The 17,509-nt window shown below is 38.3% G+C and carries 14 protein-coding genes; 3 read left to right on the top strand and 11 right to left on the bottom strand.

Translation table 11 applies throughout. The features are described 5' to 3' along the window. Positions 1–145 precede the first annotated feature (145 nt). Genes map through dapD form a run of 3 tightly spaced genes read left to right on the top strand, consistent with a single transcriptional unit; the run spans position 146 to position 4,464 of the window. Entirely contained in the window at positions 146–931 is a 786-nt protein-coding gene (gene map / locus J5V48_RS02405; protein WP_219936719.1) for a type I methionyl aminopeptidase, read from the top strand. Positions 932–940: 9 nt separating this feature from the next. Next, positions 941–3,586, top strand: a complete 2,646-nt coding sequence (gene glnD / locus J5V48_RS02400) for a [protein-PII] uridylyltransferase (RefSeq protein WP_219936717.1) — start codon at positions 941–943, stop codon at positions 3,584–3,586. A gap of 29 nt (positions 3,587–3,615) precedes the next feature. Then, positions 3,616–4,464 carry a 2,3,4,5-tetrahydropyridine-2,6-dicarboxylate N-succinyltransferase gene (gene dapD / locus J5V48_RS02395; RefSeq protein WP_219936715.1) on the top strand — a complete coding sequence of 283 codons (849 nt, stop codon included), beginning with the start codon at positions 3,616–3,618 and terminating at the stop codon, positions 4,462–4,464. A gap of 82 nt (positions 4,465–4,546) precedes the next feature. On the opposite strand, the gene J5V48_RS02390 is transcribed toward dapD, so the two are convergent. The 11 genes from J5V48_RS02390 to ispA all read right to left on the bottom strand — a co-directional run bounded on the left by J5V48_RS02390 (position 4,547) and on the right by ispA (position 17,496). After that, the gene (locus tag J5V48_RS02390) at positions 4,547–6,502 is read right to left on the bottom strand and encodes a hypothetical protein (RefSeq protein WP_219936713.1); all 1,956 of its coding nucleotides are present in this window, start codon (positions 6,500–6,502) and stop codon (positions 4,547–4,549) included. A gap of 288 nt (positions 6,503–6,790) precedes the next feature. Then, positions 6,791–8,017, bottom strand: a complete 1,227-nt coding sequence (nqrF, locus tag J5V48_RS02385; protein ID WP_219936710.1) for an NADH:ubiquinone reductase (Na(+)-transporting) subunit F — start codon at positions 8,015–8,017, stop codon at positions 6,791–6,793. A 9-nt stretch (positions 8,018–8,026) separates the two neighbouring features. Next, positions 8,027–8,626, bottom strand: coding sequence for an NADH:ubiquinone reductase (Na(+)-transporting) subunit E (nqrE, locus tag J5V48_RS02380; RefSeq protein ID WP_219936708.1), 600 nt, complete (start codon positions 8,624–8,626; stop codon positions 8,027–8,029). Between the two features lie 2 nt (positions 8,627–8,628). After that, positions 8,629–9,288 (bottom strand): NADH:ubiquinone reductase (Na(+)-transporting) subunit D, encoded by a 660-nt coding sequence (locus tag J5V48_RS02375; protein WP_219936706.1) that lies wholly within the window; start codon positions 9,286–9,288, stop codon positions 8,629–8,631. After that, entirely contained in the window at positions 9,281–10,072 is a 792-nt protein-coding gene (locus J5V48_RS02370) for a Na(+)-translocating NADH-quinone reductase subunit C (protein ID WP_219936704.1), read from the bottom strand. Before J5V48_RS02370 ends, J5V48_RS02375 begins: the two co-directional genes overlap by 8 nt. Beyond that, positions 10,059–11,294, bottom strand: coding sequence for an NADH:ubiquinone reductase (Na(+)-transporting) subunit B (locus J5V48_RS02365; protein WP_219936808.1), 1,236 nt, complete (start codon positions 11,292–11,294; stop codon positions 10,059–10,061). The genes J5V48_RS02370 and J5V48_RS02365 overlap by 14 nt, the downstream gene beginning before the upstream one ends. A gap of 18 nt (positions 11,295–11,312) precedes the next feature. After that, positions 11,313–12,668: a Na(+)-translocating NADH-quinone reductase subunit A gene (locus J5V48_RS02360; protein WP_219936702.1), complete on the bottom strand. Its 1,356-nt coding sequence runs from the start codon at positions 12,666–12,668 to the stop codon at positions 11,313–11,315. A 281-nt stretch (positions 12,669–12,949) separates the two neighbouring features. Beyond that, positions 12,950–14,239 carry an AmpG family muropeptide MFS transporter gene (locus tag J5V48_RS02355; RefSeq protein WP_219936700.1) on the bottom strand — a complete coding sequence of 430 codons (1,290 nt, stop codon included), beginning with the start codon at positions 14,237–14,239 and terminating at the stop codon, positions 12,950–12,952. A gap of 9 nt (positions 14,240–14,248) precedes the next feature. Continuing rightward, positions 14,249–14,737, bottom strand: coding sequence for a YajQ family cyclic di-GMP-binding protein (locus J5V48_RS02350; protein ID WP_219936698.1), 489 nt, complete (start codon positions 14,735–14,737; stop codon positions 14,249–14,251). Between the two features lie 2 nt (positions 14,738–14,739). Then, positions 14,740–16,605 carry a 1-deoxy-D-xylulose-5-phosphate synthase gene (gene dxs, locus J5V48_RS02345; RefSeq protein ID WP_219936696.1) on the bottom strand — a complete coding sequence of 622 codons (1,866 nt, stop codon included), beginning with the start codon at positions 16,603–16,605 and terminating at the stop codon, positions 14,740–14,742. A gap of 3 nt (positions 16,606–16,608) precedes the next feature. Next, a complete protein-coding gene (gene ispA, locus J5V48_RS02340; protein WP_219936694.1) occupies positions 16,609–17,496 on the bottom strand; it encodes a (2E,6E)-farnesyl diphosphate synthase in 888 nt (295 codons plus the stop codon). Positions 17,497–17,509 lie beyond the last annotated feature (13 nt).

Genomic DNA, 17,509 nt, shown 5'->3' with positions numbered 1-17,509 from the left:
TATTCATCTTTTATTTCATCAGTTTTCTTCAATGCTGAATCTCTGCATTCAACACTAAAATCAGAACATTATTGCTCACTATTTTATAAAAAATAGCTCAAAAAAATATATAATCTTTGATAGTTGATAAATAAGGAATTAGCAAATGGATATTACATTAAAATCACCAAGTGAAATTGAAAAAATGAGAGTCGTTGGTGCTGCAACAGCCAGGGTACTTGAGATGATTGAACCTTACATAGTACCAGGCGTAACCACTGATGAATTAGATAAGATCATGAATGATTACATTGAGCAAAAAGAAAATGCAATCAGTGCTGATCTTGGCTATCAGGGTTATCCAAAGGCTACCTGCATTAGCATCAACGAGGTTGTCTGCCACGGTATTCCAGGGCCACACAAACTGCACAAGGGTGATATCGTTAATATCGATGTTACCGTATTAAAGGATAAATATCACGGCGACAGCTCAAGAATGTTCATTGTAGGTGAGACATCACCTCGTAATCAGCAGCTTTGTAAATGCGCTCAAGAAGCCATGTATGAAGCTATAAAAACAGTTCGTCCTGGTTCTAATCTAACAGAAATAGGTGCCGCTATCCAGAAAGTAGCTGATAAAGCAGGTTTCTCTATTGTTCGTGACTACTGCGGTCATGGTATCGGAAAAGGATTCCATGAGGAGCCATCTGTTCTTCATTACAAGAACAACTTCAACTGTATCCTTGAAGAGGGAATGTGCTTTACCATTGAACCTATGATTAACGCAGGAACCTATAAATGCAAGGTTAACAAAAAAGATGGATGGACTGTTACAACAGCAGACAAACAGCCATCAGCTCAGTATGAGCACACACTTTTAGTTATACCAAACGGTGTTGAAGTTCTAACTTTAAGAAAGGACGAAGACTTCCCAAGAATCATTGTCCATTAGGAATAATTTATGTTTGAGACAATCAGCGTTCCAAGAAAAGTTATAGAAACAAATGTTAATGATGCATTCCCTTTTGTTTCTAAAATTTCTGATGTTTCCGATATCAAGCAATACAGAGAACGTATAAGTGAGTATAAAGATTACAGAATACAATGCTTTGATAAAGGATTCAGAGTATCTGATCTGCTGAACTCTCAAACAAAAAGTCTAGATGATTTTTTGGCAAAGATTTTTGAAAAATATATCGCTCGTTTCAATTATATTGCTCTTGTCGCTGTTGGCGGATACGGAAGAAGGGAACAATTTCTTGAATCCGATATTGACCTTTTAATCGTCTCTGAACTTGATCCAATACCTGCTGAAGCAAAAGAGGCAATTGAATCATTCATTTCTTTTTTATGGGACTTAAAACTCGATCTTGGTACTTCTGTCAGAACCATTAAAGAGACCATTCTTGCATCAAGAGATGACATCACAATCATTACCAATCTTATTGAAACTCACTTTATTGCTGGAAATCAGACTTTATATGAAAATCTTATTCACAGCATTACAGAAGATGATTTTTGGGATGATGAAAAGTACTTTGATGCAAAAATAAAAGAGCAAAACGAAAGATATCATGCATTCAGAGATACCATCTACTCGTTAGAGCCTGATATTAAAAATAATCCTGGCGGTCTTAGGGATCTGCATATTATGCAGTGGCTTGCCCTTAAAATTTACCATTTAGGCAAATATGACAATCTGCATACCATAGGCCTTTTAACAAAAGAAGAATATGAAGAATATCTTGCATGCCGTGATTTTCTCTGGGACGTAAGATATGCTATTCACTGCAATTCAAATTCGAATATCCTTAGATTGGATTTTCAAAAATCCATTGCAAAAACGTTAGGCTATGGTGAAGAAGGAAATGCACCTGTCGAAGCTATGATGCGTGATTTGTACAGAATCTTCCATAGAGTTCTTGAACTGAACAATATGGTTCTGCAGCAGGTATCCATTGATATAAAAGGATATGTTGGTGACGAATTCTCAGAGCCTGTCTTTTTGAACAACGCATTTGTTCAAAGGGGGCAGTATATTGATGTAATCGATCATGAAATCTTCAAAAACGATCCTGAGAAAATGCTTGATCTTTTCCTGGCTATAGAAAGCCATCCTGAGATCAACAAGATCCATGTTAATTGCTTGAGAGCACTTAGAGAAGGAAGAAGAGAATTAAAGGATCATCTGATTACTATTCCTCAGTGCAGAAAGAAATTTAAACAGATCCTAACTAGCACAGACAGTCTTCCTTTGGTACTAAGGCTTATGCATGAAACCCATGTTCTGTCTAGCTATATGCCACAGTGGGGAAGAATTGAAGGTCTTGCACAGTTTGACAGATTCCATCTGTTCAGCGTTGATGAGCACACAATAAGAGTTCTTTCAAATCTAAATGAACTTGCAATAAAAAGAGAGCCCATTTATCAGCTTTTTAGAAATGTAAGAAGAAAAATTGCAGATCCAGAAATACTGTTCTGTGCCGCTTTATTGCATGACATTGCAAAAGGTAGAGGTGGCAATCATGCTGCTAAGGGTGCAAAAGAAGCAGAATCATTCTGTATTCTGCACGGATTTAATGAATATCAGACTAACCTCATTTCATGGCTAGTCGGTGCTCATCTGATGTTCAACACTACTGCAACTAGAAGAGATACCACTGATCTTGAAGTTATAAACAGTTTTGCAGATTTCGTTCAGGATGAAGAACATCTCAACCATCTGTACTGCCTGACTGTAGCTGATATATCAGCCACAAATGACAATGTTTGGAATTCATGGCAGGACAATATTTTCAGACAGCTTTATCAGGCAACAAAACTTGCTGTAACACAAAGTGAAGCAGATCTTGTTAAGAGCATGCATCTTCAAGCTAACGAAAAGAGAGAAAGAGCAATTGAAATAACGAAGGACTGCAAAAAAGACGATCTGCTTCGCTATATGAGACAGTTCCCTAATGACTATTTCATTCATTATTCTGTTGAAGATATATCCTGGCATGCAAGAAATATCCTTAGATACAGAAAAAATGATGAACCACTGATCCTATTTTCGCAGACTCCTAACGTAGGTACTGAATTATTGTTCTATTACAAGAGCACCTCCCCATCAATGTTCACAAACCTAGTAATTACAATGGCTGTGAAGCAAATGAACGTTTTTAGTGCACAAATATTTTTGACGCACGATTTTCATGCATTATGCACAATTATGTTCCAAAACAAAAAAGGACAACCTCTTGATCATGACCGACTAAACGGGCTAAGAAAGGCTATTCTGGCAGGTCTAAAAGAAGACAGCCAAGTGCTTAATTTATCTACAATTAATCACAAAATTTTCGAGGTTCCAACCACCATTTCTTACCTTGATTCTAAGTCAGAAAAACAGACAAAACTAGAAATATCTACGCTTGACAGACAGGGACTGTTAGCTAAAATCGGCATAACACTTGGTAATTTAGGATGTCTAATCAGAGCCGCTAGAATTACAACAACTGGCGAAAGAGCTGATGACTATTTTGCAATTACTGACAGTAATGGTCTTCCTTTAGATGCAAACAGAAAAGAAGAGTTAAGTGTTGCTCTGAAGAAGGCTCTAGATGAGTAAAAGTTATGATCCGCCTAGGAGTATTTTAAATGTCTGTTCAGAATTTACAGGGTATTATTGAGAACGCTTTTGAGAACCGTGCAAATATCAATTCAAAAACTGCTTCTGCTGAATTAAGAGATGCAATCAATCAGGTTATCGATGCACTTGATAGAGGTGAAATCAGAGTAGCAGAAAAAGTTAATGGTGACTGGGTTACAAACCAGTGGATTAAAAAAGCTGTTCTATTATCATTCAGAATTGAAGATAATTTCCTGACAGAAGTTCCAGGTGGTGCATTCTACGATAAGGTTCCATTAAAGTTTAATGGCTATACAGCTGAAAGATTTGCAAAGGAAGGCATCCGTGCAGTTCCAGGTTGCGTTGTAAGACGCGGTGCATTCCTCGAAAAAGACACTATTCTTCTTCCATCATTTGTTAACATTGGTGCACATGTTGGTTCTGGCACCATGGTAGATACATGGGCTACAGTAGGTTCTTGCGCTCAGGTTGGTAAGAATGTACATATTGCAGGCGGTGCAGGTATTGGTGGTGTTCTAGAGCCCGTTCAGGCAGGTCCTACCATCATTGAGGATAACTGCTTTATCGGTGCACGTTCAGAAGTTGTTGAAGGTGTTATCGTAGGCGAAGGCTCTGTTATTTCAATGGGCGTTTTCCTTGGCAAATCAACAAGAATCTATGATAGAACAACTGGTGAAATCAGCTATGGCAGAATTCCTCCTCATTCAGTTGTTGTTGCAGGTAACCTTCCATCAAAGGATGGCAAGTATTCACTTTATGCTGCAATTATCGTTAAGAAGGTTGATGAAAAGACCTTATCAAAGGTTGGCCTAAATGATCTTCTTCGTCAGGCTCAAGAAGAAGTTTCTCACATGTAATAATATGTAACAACAGATTTTTAAAGGAGGCTAACGCCTCCTTTTTTCATATACGTGCATTCAGATTCTGTTATCTTTATTATCACATAGGTACTATTATGTCCTCATCGATATCATCGTCGCTATTGTAGATATCATCTGGCTGGCCATCATTATCGTCATACTTATCCTGCTCAATGGTCATCTTTTCGTCTGTACCTTCTTTTTGCATATTCTGTGAAATATCTGGTAATTCTTCTCTTGAATATGCAAAATTCAGCATAGCATTAGTCTGAACAATTGAAGCAAGAGACTTGATAAAATCAGCTCTCCACAATGGAATAGTGTTTGAGCTAACCAGATCGTCAAGATAAAGTTCTAGTGCATGATAATACTCAAGGTAAAGGTTATTCAGTTCATTCAGACTGTTAGCATCATCTGCACTTACGTTACTGATTGAATCTAATCTGTAATTGAATTCTTTTGTATATGTAGAATAATATTTATTTGACTCATAACTGCAAATGTCAGAATCTCTACTTGATAGACATTCTCTGATCTGGAAATAATCACCAAATCCATATTCCCTAAACAAAGAGAGTATTATAAGTGTAAGATTTGCTCTTTTGTTCTCTCCAATTGCATCATCTAACGAATCATTGTAGAAAGGAGAGCTCATCCAAGCCTTTGCATAATTGTCCCATTTTATTTCGAGATCTTTGTACAAAGATGTGTTGTAAGGAGAGGTTCTCATTATATCTGCTACTGATTTTACACAATCAGATGATGCATAGAAGAACTGCTCTCCATTTGAACCTTCAAATAACGAACACTGCTTTTCAAGGTTTTCGTCAGTTATAGTCTTTCCATTAGTTCCATGTCTGAACATATTTTTTGAATAGAATTTTACTCCATTAGGTCTTCCTGCAAGATTCCATATTCTCATTAGCATGGACTTGTAGATAATCGGTCTTACTGCCTGTGCGTGATGAATATTAGGCAGCATCTGAGTTAACTGACGATAAAAATCAGACCATAATTTCAAAGTCTTTGTGACTGAGTTTTTTGATTTTATTGAAGAATTCATCCTTCTGTACAGAACAGATGAATACTTTAAAAGCTCCATCTCATATCTGTTGTCTATATCGTATACTAATGTAGTCGGATCACCTTTGTGATTATTTATTGCATAGAAACTGTTAGGAAATTCCCTGATATGTCTGTTTCCGACTAATGAATACAATAGAAGATACCAGTCATTGAGCTCATATCGGTTCATATCTTCTGCAACTACAGGAGAGAGAGCAACGGTCTCCTTCCAGCTTTGTTCATATTTCTTATATGCAGAATTTGGACTGTTAAATAGTTGATATACGAAAGATAAAGGACCTACACCTTCATTGTTATAGAATCTGTCTAACTTTGCTTTACATTTTTTTGTCAGATTGAATCTATATACATCAGGTCTTGTCTGCTTGGTACACAAATCATCTATTTGTTCATACTCTAGACTATTGAAAGAATTTACTGGCCATAGAATTGATGATAGAAGAGATTTATTACATGAAAATCCGTTATTAAGACATAAAGCAGTACATTGAGATGAAACATTCTTTAATGCAAGCTCTGCACCTTTCATGCTTACATCTAGTATTTTTGGCAATCCAAGATATTCAGCATCTTCTGAATTAAATTCTAACTGAAGTTTTGCACTATATGGAATTGCAAGAAGAAGACTTTCATCCACCTGAAAATCAATGCTATTTCCAGAAACCTCAGCATACTGCTCTACCTCAGAATCATCTGTATATACCTTAACTTTGATAACAGAATCAGATAGAACTTTTTTTGGAAGTAGTAATGTAAAACGATAATTATCAATTGATTTTTTACTGCACAAAACTACCTGAAGCTGTGTATTTTCCTTAGTATTTACAAAAGCAGAAATTTCAGTCGATCCGTTCTTATATGTAAGCTCTCCTGCTTCCCATATATTCGACAGACAGGCTGATGATTTAATGAATACGAAAAGTAAAAGAAACCTGAAAACAAGCTTCATTTTTATTATCCCGGTAGTATCTTACGCATGCTTAGTATATTACCAATTTACTATGATGATTATATTATGAAAAAAATTTTTTATTTTGCTTCTTTATGACACATCTAACGTTATGAAATAAGTTATTTGTCTTGCTTTGTGGGGGGTATGGAGTTAAAACTCTTTGCAAAAGTAATAATATAAATTATTGGATATGTGTACTTATATACCTTTGAGCTATTGTATTGTGTGTACACAAATAGACAAAAGGGACTGAAGAATCAGTCCCCTTTGCAATTTAGCTCTTAATTAGCCACCAAAGTTATCGAAGAGGATGTTCTCATCTTCAACACCTAATGAGTGGAGCATATCAACAGCTGACTTAGACATCATTGGAGGACCACACATGTAGTACTCAACGTCTTCTGGGTTCTTGTGGTCACGCAGATACTGCTCGTAAAGAACATTTGCGATGAAACCAGTTAAACCAGTCCAGTTATCTTCAGGCTGTGGATCAGATAATGCTAAGTGCCATGAGAAGTTTGGATGCTCCTTAGCTAACTGATCGAACTCATCGGCATAGAATACTTCTGCTAATGAACGTGCACCGTACCAGAAAGAAATCTTGCGCTTTGAATCAAGTCTCTTTAACTGATCGAAGATGTGTGAACGCATTGGAGCCATACCAGCACCACCACCAATGAATACCATTTCATTGTCGGTATCGCGAGCGAAGAACTCGCCGAATGGACCTGAAATAGTTACCTTATCACCAGGCTTTAAGCTCCAAATATATGAAGACATGATTCCTGGAGGAGCTGATGGATTACCGAATGGAGGTGTAGCAATACGTACATTCAGCATGATTAAGCCCTTTTCACCAGGGTAGTTAGCCATGGAGTATGCTCTGATGGTTGGAGTATCAACCTTTGATACTAACTTGTCAAAGCCAAAGTGCTTGAATGCGCCCTGATACTGTGGCTCGATATCGAAGTCTGCATACTTAACAGTATGTGCAGGAGCTTCAATCTGAATATAACCACCAGCGCGGAATGGAACTTCCTCGCCCTCAGGAATGCGTAAACGTAACTCTTTAATGAATGTAGCAACGTTGTGGTTAGAAATAACCTCACATTCCCACTTCTTAACACCGAATACCTCTGGAGGTAATTCGATTTCACAGTCATTCTTAACAGTTACCTGACAAGCTAATCTCCATCCTTCTCTGATTTCACGCTTTGAGAAGTGTGAATATTCGATAGGTAGAACGTTACCGCCGCCCTGAGTAACCTTAACTTTACACTGACCGCAAGCACCACGACCACCGCAAGCTGATGATACGAAAATACCCTTCTCAGATAAATCGTTTAACAGCTTACCGCCAGCTGGGCACTTCATTGCCTTTTCTGGATCACCGTTAACGCCGATAGTAATATCACCAGACTGTACAAGGAACTTTCTTGCAACAAGAATAAGTGCTACTAGTACTACGACGATAGCAACGAACATTAAAACACCAGATACAATAGTAAACATGTATCCCCCTTATAACTGAATACCAGAGAAGGACATGAAGGCAACTGCCATCAGACCTGCTGTGATAAAGGTTAAAGGTAAACCACGGAGACCTGCAGGTGCACTAGCATACTTTAACTTCTCGTTAATAGCTGCTAAGAGTACTAAAGCAAGTGCCCATGATGAGCCAGAGCCTAATGCATATACTACAGACTCACTGAAGGTATACTCACGCTGTACCATAAATGAAACACCTGCGAAGATAACGCAGTTTACGGTAATAAGTGGTAAGAAAATACCAAGAGCTGCATACAGTGAAGGTACATACTTATCAAGGAAGATCTCAAGGATCTGAACTAAAGCTGCAATAACACCGATATAGGTGATGAAGCTTAGGAATGATAAGTCTAAACCAACAACTAAAGCATCAGGCTTTAAAATATAGGTATTGATTAAGTTGTTAACAGGAACTGCTAATAACTGAACCATGATAACTGCTGCGCCTAAACCTGCAGAGGTTGTAACCTTCTTAGAAACAGCTAAGAAAGTACACATACCTAAGAAGAAGGCTAAAGCCATGTTCTCAATGAAAACACTCTTAATAAAGAGGGATAAATAATGCTCTAACATTATTAATAATCCTCCCTGTGGGTATCGTACTCAAGAGGTTCCTGTAAATCCTTACGGAAGGTTTTAACAACCCAAATCAGTAAGCCTACTAGGAAGAATGCACATGGTGGCATTACTAATAAGCCACATGGTACATACCAGCCACCGTTGTTTACAGTCTCGAATACAGTCATGCCGAACCATGAACCTGAACCGAAGATCTCACGGATAGATGCTACAACGCAAAGAACAAGCATATAGCCTAAACCGTTGCCTAAACCATCAAGGAATGAAGCAAGTGGTTTTGACTTTAATGCAAAGCCTTCAGTTCTACCCATAACGATACAGTTAGTAATAATAAGACCAACATACACTGATAACTGCTTTGACAGATCATAGGCAAATGCCTTTAAAACCTGGTCAACTAAGATTACTAGTGATGCAATAACTGTCATCTGAGCAATAATACGTACAGAGTTAGGGATTAAGCTACGTACTGTTGAAATTGCAAGGTTTGCAATAGAACATACGAAGATAACTGACAGACCCATAACAAATGCAGTCTTCATGCTTGAAGTAACAGCTAAGGAAGAACAGATACCTAATACCTGAATCATTACAGGGTTATTTGCAATGATAGGTGTCAGGAAAGTTTCCTTTAAGCTAGGACCCTTGTTACTCATTTACAATGATCTCCCCTTTGCTTAAATTCTCTAAGAATGGTCTGTAAGCATCACCTAACCAGTACTTAGCAGTGTTATCAACACCAACTGAAGTTAAGGTTGCACCAGACAGAGCATCGATATCGAAATCATGCTCAGAAGCATTCTTCTTGATACAGAACTTATAGTCGCCGTTCTCGTCGGTAAGTTTCTTGTTAACCCATAGAGCCTGCCAGCGAGGATTGTCGATTTCGCCACCTAAACCTGGAGTTTCACCGTGTGAGTAGAAGGTAACACCTAAAATGGTATTAGCATCTAAAGGTGATAAAGCAACGTAACCGAAAACAGTTGACCATAATGCCTGACCGTAGAAAGGAAGAATTACACGTACTACTTTGCCGTTGTCATCTTTTGCAAAATATACAGGCATGTACTTAGAACGTGAAATAATTTTTGCTACGTCACGGGCCTTCTCAATCTTAACTGATGAAGCAGGCTTTTTAGCTAATGATGCAAAGTTGTAGCCTTCAATTTCATTTGCAGGAACAGCATCATCTGCAAGACGGCCGGTTGCTACATCGATAAGATGTGACTCAATATGTGCTTTAAAGGTCTTTGATACTGAATCATTAACTTCAAAACCAGAAACCTTAAGAATGTTTACCTGACGGTCATTCTCAACAGCAGCCTTCTTGAATGGATCAAGAGCAACTACAGCTGATGAAACAAGCACTGAGCATACTAAACAGAAGGTAACAATAATAATTAATGTACCTAATGCGGAATCTTTATTAAGCTTGGACACGAGCAAGTCTCCTCTTAATATTGCGCTTAGCAGCTAGGTAGTCGAATAAAGGAGCCCAGCAGTTAGCGAACAGAATTGCCAACATCATGCCTTCTGGATATGCAGGATTTACAGTACGAATCATGATTACCATGATACCGATTAAGATACCAAATGCCCACTTACCTTTTGATGTAAATGAACTTGATACAGGATCGGTTGCCATAAAGACAGCACCAAAAGCAAAACCACCTAGTACTGCGTGCCACTCAAATGGCATTGAGAACATTGGATTTGTTGCTGAACCGATATAATTGAATAAGGTAGCAGTTAAGAATGCACCGATAAGGATACCTAACATGATACGAAGTGATGCAACACCTGTTAACAGGATGATAGCAGCACCAACTAAAATCATAGCTGTTGAACCTTCACCGATTGAACCTGGGATGTTACCTAAGAAAGCATCCATCCAGTTAATCTGGTGACCTAATGCATCCTTAAGACCGTCTGCACCTTCTGCAGCCCACTGTGCAAGTGGAGTTGCGCCTGAGTAACCGTCTACTGGAACCCAGCACTGAGTACCTGAAATTGAAGCAGGATATGCAAAGAATAAGAATGCACGACCGCATAATGCAGGGTTTACGAAGTTTCTGCCTGTACCACCGAATACTTCCTTACCGATTACAACACCGAAGCTGATACCTAAAGCAGCCTGCCATAATGGCATGGTTGGAGGCACAATCAGTGCAAATAGGATAGAAGTTACGAAGAAACCTTCGTTGATTTCGTGGTGACGAAGTAAGCAGAATAAAACTTCCCAGAAAGCACCAACAGCAAATACTACGATGTAAATAGGCAAGAAATAAACTGCACCTAATAACATCTTTGAGTATACGCTAGCATCAGCACTTAATGAACCGCCAAGTAACTGTGCTAAAGCATAGTGCCAGTCAGCTGAAAGAAGGCTGTAATACTCAGAAACGATTTCCTGAGAATTTGGCAGTGAAGCAATAGAAGTTACAATCTGATTACCTACGTTATACCAGCCCCAGAACATTGCAGGGAACACAGCAGCCCAAACGATGATCATGATACGCTTTAAATCAACGAAATCACGAACATGAGTTCTGCCGGTTGTTACACGTCCTGAACTGTATAAAAATGTAAATGTACCCTCATATAAAGGATAGAACCAATGTAGTAGTCCGCCTTTAGTGAAGAGTAAGGAGAATTTCTTCATTACGTCTAGTAACACTTATTAACCCTCCACCTCAATCTTAGTTAAGCTTCTGCGTAATAATGGACCGAAGTCATTCTTACCTGGGCAAACATAAGTTGCAAGTGCAATATCATCTTCAGAAAGCTCAAGGATACCTAATAACTTAGCCTGATCAACATCATTGATGTCAATAGCACGAAGTAACATTGTAGCCTCAACCTCATATGGAGCTAATACCTTGTCATAGCAACCGATTGGCAGAATGGCACGAGGACCACCATTTAATGCGGTGTTGAAGGTATATTTAGATGGTCTTAAGAAGTTTGCAAGGAATGCTCTGGTTGCTGAATGACGGTGTAAACCTAAGCCCATCCAGTTTCCTAAGAAGAATTCGTTACAGTTACCTTCCTCAAGCAATGCAACTGCCTGGTGATAACGGCCAAGGTATGCAAATACACCAGTAGCGATGTTACCATTTAGAACAGTACCAGAAATAACACGTACACCCTGTGAAGACTTCACAATCTCGTTTGCAGTTAATTCTGCAACGCTTGCGCCTAATAATGTCTTTACAAGACGTGGTTTCTTTGCATTTGGACCTGCAATTGAAATAACGCGCTCATTGAATAGCTCGCCTTCAACAAACAGATGACCGATAGCAATAACATCCTGATAACCGATGTGCCATACAGTCTTGTTCTCAGAAACTGGATCAAGATGATGGATATGAACACCAGCTAAACCTGCAGGATGGTGACCCTTGAATGACTCGTAACGGATGTTGTCAGCTGTTACAAGTGGTACGTCATAGTCGCCCTTACATACATAAACCTGTACACCGATGCGGCTTAAAACCTTAACACCGTTTGCAAAAGCTTCTGCCTGAGCTGAGATAACTACCTTAGGATCAGCAGCTAAAGGATTTGTATCAATAGCAGTAATGAAAATTGAGTGAGGAAGAGAACCGATTGCAGGCACCTTGTCAAATGGACGGGTACGTAATGCAGTCCACATACCAGATGCAACCAATTCATCAACTACTTCCTTTGATGAAAGACTTAATAGTCTGTCTGTTGAAGTCTTTTTGAATTCAACACTTTCACCGTTAGGATCTACTTCAATTACTAAAGACTGGAAGCAACGTCTCTCACCTCTATTGATAGCTACTACAGTACCAGCAGCAGGGGCAGTGAAACATGTTCCAGGATTTTTCTTATCTTCAAAGAGAACCTGACCTTTCTTGACTTTCTGGCCAGCTTCAACAGCCATTGATGGACGAAGACCAACGTAGTCTGTACCTAATAAAGCTACATGACTTACTGCAGGGCTTTCACTCACCGACTGTTCAGGCTTGCCGCCAATTGGCAGATCCAATCCTTTTTTGATATTAATCATAGACGGTTCCAATTAAATAAAAATAAGGAAAAATTTCCCGATTACCTCCCCGCCCTCACATATAAATCTGAAACAAAAACCAATGTCACAAATATAGCGGGCAGGATTTTTCAATGTGAAATTTTATCATTAAAACTTATTAAATTCTAATGAAATCAAACCTAAATCTAAAATGTTAGATAAACATCAAAAACAAATAAATTTTTAATTTATTTTTGTAAAAAAAGTTTGATGAATTGGACAGATTTAAACATAAGAGTGCATTTACTGCACTCTTTTGATTATGAAGGATTTTTATCTTCGTTTTTTTCAAAGTATGGAGCTACCTTGAAAAGAAGAAGCATTCCGGGAACTGCAAGAACAGTGCAGATATAAAAGAAGTTTTCCCAACCGCAGAACTCGACAATATAACCAGTTGTTGCATTACAGAAGGTTCTTGGCACCGCACTTAATGATGTGAGCAGGGCAAACTGTGTCGCAGCATAGGCTTTACTTGTTTTTGCTGAAATAAATGATACAAATGCAGCAGTACCAAGTCCTGCGCCAAGATATTCAAATATTAGCACAATGGCTAGATACCAAACAGAAGGAGCAGTTTCTCTTCCTGCACCTATATGTGCTAAAAATGCAAATCCAAGGATGGTTACAAGCTGACCGAAACCGAAAATCCAAAGTGCTTTATTAATGCCGATTTTCAGCATAATAATTCCACCTAGGATTCCACCGATTATCATGGACCATATACCGCAGTTCTTTGCAACAAGGCCTATAGTCAGCAAGTCATACTTCAGATCGATATAAAAAGGAGTTGCCAGCGCAGTAGCCATTGAATCGCCAAGTTTGTAACAGAAAACAAACAGGATGATTAATAGCATTGACTTTAAACCTGCTCTGTTAACAAACTCTCTGAATGGTTCAATAATAGCCTGATGCAGATTCTTAGCACAGACAATAGTTTCTGGCTCTTTTAAAAATACCGATAAAAGAAGACAAGGAAGCATGAATGCCGCAGTTATGAAGAAAACAGCCTGCCAGGAAATAAAATCTGCAAGAATTAAAGAAAGGCCTGCAGGGATAAGACTTGATGCTCGTGAAGATGCAATAAATAAAGATGTTCCAAGTCCAAGTTCATTATCCTCAAGAATTTCTCGTCTGTAAGCATCAATCACGATATCCTGTGTTGCAGATGAGAATGACAGGATCAGCGTTATTATAGCTATAACAATTGTACATGACTGAGCGTTGAACTGACCTACAAAGAATATAGATAAAAAGACTGCTATCTGGGAGAGAATTATCCAGCCACGTCTTCTACCTAGTTTAAATGGGTTGTATCTGTCTACTAAAGGAGCCCAGAGAAATTTCCAGGTGTATGGGAAAGATGCCAGAGAAAATAGGCCGATTTCTTTTAGGTTAACACCTTCTTTTCGAAGATATGCACTTATTAGTGTAAGAACAACAAAAAGAGGCATGCCTGATGCAAAGCCAAGGCACAGGCATATAAACATCTTTTTTGAAAAGATCTGTTTTATCAGATCTTTTCTTGATTTTCTTTCAGGTGATTCAGGCATATGCAAACCTTAATCTCTGAAGTTTTCGTACTGTAATGGTTGCTCTATCTTTGATGAACGAACCAGAGCAATAACAGCCTGAAGATCGTCTCTTTTCTTGCCTGTTACTCGAATAATATCGTCGTTGATCTTAGCATCAACTTTGATTTTTGAATCTTTGATAATTTTAATGATTTTCTTTGCAAGTTCCTTATCAATACCTTCTTTGAATGAAACTACCTGTATTGATTTTTTACCAGAACGTGTAATTTCCTTAAACTCAGCAGCTGTTGCCTCGATATTACGCTTAATCAGTTTCTGTCTTAGAATATCGTCCATCTGCTGAATCTGAAATTCTTCTGAAGCTTCTAATTTCACTTCGTTTGAAGCCTTATCAAAATTAAAAGATGCCTCAACGCCTCTAAAATCATATCTTGTCTGAAGTTCGCGATTTGCATTATCAACAGCGTTTAATACTTCATCTTTCTTTAACTTTGAAACTATATCAAATGAAGGCATTTTTACTCCTTGTACATTTTTATAAGATTTTCTATGCTTTTAGCATCTAATTTTTCATCTTCTAGCAATTCTGACCTCTTACCTTCCATAACGAATTGATCAGAGATTCCAAGATTTATAACCTTTACATCATTTCTAATGCTATGAGCTACAGACATAACCTCCTGTCCGATGCCCCCCATTACAACCCCTTCTTCAAGAGTAATCACAGTATCGTGATTCATAACAACACCTTTAATGCACTCTTCATCAAGTGGTTTTATAAATCTCATGTCTATTAAAGTTGTATTATTTCTCTTGCAAACATCTTTTACTGAACTCAGTAAAGAGCCAAAACAGAGAATTGCAACCTTTGATCCAGTCATTACTGTTTTTGCTTTTCCTATCTGAACTGTATCATCAAGACTCAGCTCGTTTAAAGCAACATCATCACCATCTCTTGAATATCGGATTAAAGCAGGTTTATTTAGCTTATATGCTGTATTTAAAAGAAGATACTGCTCTTTGCTGTCCGATGGACACATGATTGTCAGATTTGGAATGCATCTTGAAAATGCAATATCAAATATTCCCTGATGAGTAGGACCATCAGGACCTACAATTCCAGCTCTGTCAACAGCCACAACAATAGGAAGATCCTGAATTGCCATGTCATGAATCAATCCATCATACGCTCTTTGAAGGAATGATGAGTATATACCTACAACAGGATGCAATCCTCCAGCAGCAAGACCAGATGCAAATATCATCGAATGCTGCTCTGCAATACCAACATCAAAAAATCTGTCAGGATAAGCCTTCTCAAACTCGCACATACCTGAGCCTACAGGCATTGCAGGAGTTATGGCAACCAGTTTTTCATCCGCTTTGCCCATATCACAAAGCCATTTACCAAAAACATCTGAATATGACTTGATTGAATCGACTTTTTCATCATCGCTGATACCTACAGCAGGATCAAATGTTGGAACTCCGTGATATTTTGTTGGGTTCTGTTCAGCTGGGATATAGCCCTTACCTTTCTTTGTCACAACATGGACAAACTGTAAACCGCCAATCTGTTTTACATTATTTAAAATAGAAACCAATGATGGGAGATCATGACCATCAATAGGTCCGATATAGTTAAATCCAAGCTCTTCAAATAAAGTTCCCGGGAGCAGCATTCCTTTTGCATGTTCCTGAGCTTTCTCTGCAAGTGACTTGATTGCAGGAAGTTTTTCTAGAACCTTCTTTCCACCTTCAACAAATTTTACATAATATGGGCTAGCAAGAATTGATGCTAAATACTGAGAAACTGAACCTACATTCTCAGAAATACTCATCTCGTTGTCGTTAAGGATAACTATAAGATCAAGATCCTTTGTGCCACCTGCGCAATTTAATGCCTCATATGCAGCACCACCTGACAAGGCACCATCGCCTATAACAGCAACAACTTTATTCTTTGTTTTTAAATTTCTTTCACATACTGCAAGACCTAATGCAGAGCCAATTGATGTTGAAGCATGACCTGTTGATAAAAGATCATACTCAGTCTCTCCACGCCAGACAAAAGCGTGTAGTCCGCCTTTTTTACGAATGGTTTGAAGCTCTTCTTTATGACCAGTAAGAACTTTGTGTGGATATGCCTGATGGCCTACATCAAAAATAATCTTGTCATCAGGGGTATTAAATACATAATGAAGGGCTGTTGTAAGTTCAACAACTGCAAGGCCTGAAGCTAGATGACCTGATGTTTTACTTACAGAATTGATTATATATTCTCTCAGTTCCTGACAAACAAATTTTAATTCATCTACAGGAAGTTTTCTTAGATCTTTTGGAGACTTGATGCTGTCAAGTAACGGTGTATTTAATTCTTGCACTTACTAATGATCTCTGCTGATAGTAAAACGTGCGAACTGAGCTAAAACCGATGTATCAATATCAAGTTTTTTCAACTCGTTTACTGCATTTTCAACACACTCATAAGCAAGTTTTTTAGCATTATCAAGACCTAAAAGGCTGACATAAGTGCTCTTATCAAGGCTGATATCTGAACCTTGAGTCTTGCCCATAACAGAGGTGTCTCCAATAACATCCAATATATCATCCCATATCTGGAATGCAAGACCAGTATACTTTGCATACTCGTCTAATATCAAAAGCACAGATTCTGTCACATTCTCAGAGGCTACTGCACCCATAAGTACTGCAGCTCTAATAAGTGCACCTGTCTTTTTAGAATGAAGAAGTCTTAATTTTTCTAAAGGGATCTTCTTTCCCTCAGAATCAAGATCCATAGCCTGTCCGCCGCACATACCTGTATATCCTGCTTTTGAAGACAGTATTTTTACAAGATTTGCAACAGCTTTATCAGATAGACCAGATTTGCTATCAGACAGAATTTCAAACGCCATTGTCTGTAGAGAATCTCCTGCTAACAAAGCAATGGTTTGAGAGAACTTCACATGAACAGTTTCATGTCCTCTGCGGAGTTTGTCATTATCCATTTCTGGCATATCATCATGAATCAGTGAATATGCATGAATACATTCAATTGCAGCGGCTGGATAATCGAGTTTTTCAAAAGAAGAACCTAAAGCAAGTCCTGTAGCATAAACAAGCAGAGGACGAGCTCTTTTACCACCTAGAAGCAGGCCATAGCTCATAGCCTCCTTAAGATCTGGTGCAGCATCATCAAAATTATCAATATAATTCTTCATGAATGCATTGATTCTTTCAGATACTGTCTGAGCAAATTCCTTAAGTTCCATTATTTCTCCAACC

The sequence above is a fragment of the Succinivibrio faecicola genome, from assembly GCF_019448115.1.
Lineage (GTDB): Bacteria > Pseudomonadota > Gammaproteobacteria > Enterobacterales > Succinivibrionaceae > Succinivibrio > Succinivibrio faecicola.
The sequence above is the reverse complement of the archived record's forward strand: the minus strand, read 5'-3'. Positions and strand labels throughout refer to the sequence as shown.

Excerpts from the sequence above, each read along its gene's own strand:
- J5V48_RS02355 (WP_219936700.1), bottom strand. The coding sequence starts at position 14,239 with ATGCCTGAATCACCTGAAAGAAAATCAAGAAAAGATCTGATAAAACAG.
- dapD (WP_219936715.1), top strand. The coding sequence starts at position 3,616 with ATGTCTGTTCAGAATTTACAGGGTATTATTGAGAACGCTTTTGAGAAC.
- J5V48_RS02390 (WP_219936713.1), bottom strand. The coding sequence starts at position 6,502 with ATGAAGCTTGTTTTCAGGTTTCTTTTACTTTTCGTATTCATTAAATCA.
- glnD (WP_219936717.1), top strand. The coding sequence starts at position 941 with ATGTTTGAGACAATCAGCGTTCCAAGAAAAGTTATAGAAACAAATGTT.
- nqrF (WP_219936710.1), bottom strand. The coding sequence starts at position 8,017 with ATGTTTACTATTGTATCTGGTGTTTTAATGTTCGTTGCTATCGTCGTA.
- ispA (WP_219936694.1), bottom strand. The coding sequence starts at position 17,496 with ATGGAACTTAAGGAATTTGCTCAGACAGTATCTGAAAGAATCAATGCA.
- map (WP_219936719.1), top strand. The coding sequence starts at position 146 with ATGGATATTACATTAAAATCACCAAGTGAAATTGAAAAAATGAGAGTC.
- J5V48_RS02365 (WP_219936808.1), bottom strand. The coding sequence starts at position 11,294 with ATGAAGAAATTCTCCTTACTCTTCACTAAAGGCGGACTACTACATTGG.
- J5V48_RS02375 (WP_219936706.1), bottom strand. The coding sequence starts at position 9,288 with ATGAGTAACAAGGGTCCTAGCTTAAAGGAAACTTTCCTGACACCTATC.
- J5V48_RS02360 (WP_219936702.1), bottom strand. The coding sequence starts at position 12,668 with ATGATTAATATCAAAAAAGGATTGGATCTGCCAATTGGCGGCAAGCCT.
- nqrE (WP_219936708.1), bottom strand. The coding sequence starts at position 8,626 with ATGTTAGAGCATTATTTATCCCTCTTTATTAAGAGTGTTTTCATTGAG.
- J5V48_RS02350 (WP_219936698.1), bottom strand. The coding sequence starts at position 14,737 with ATGCCTTCATTTGATATAGTTTCAAAGTTAAAGAAAGATGAAGTATTA.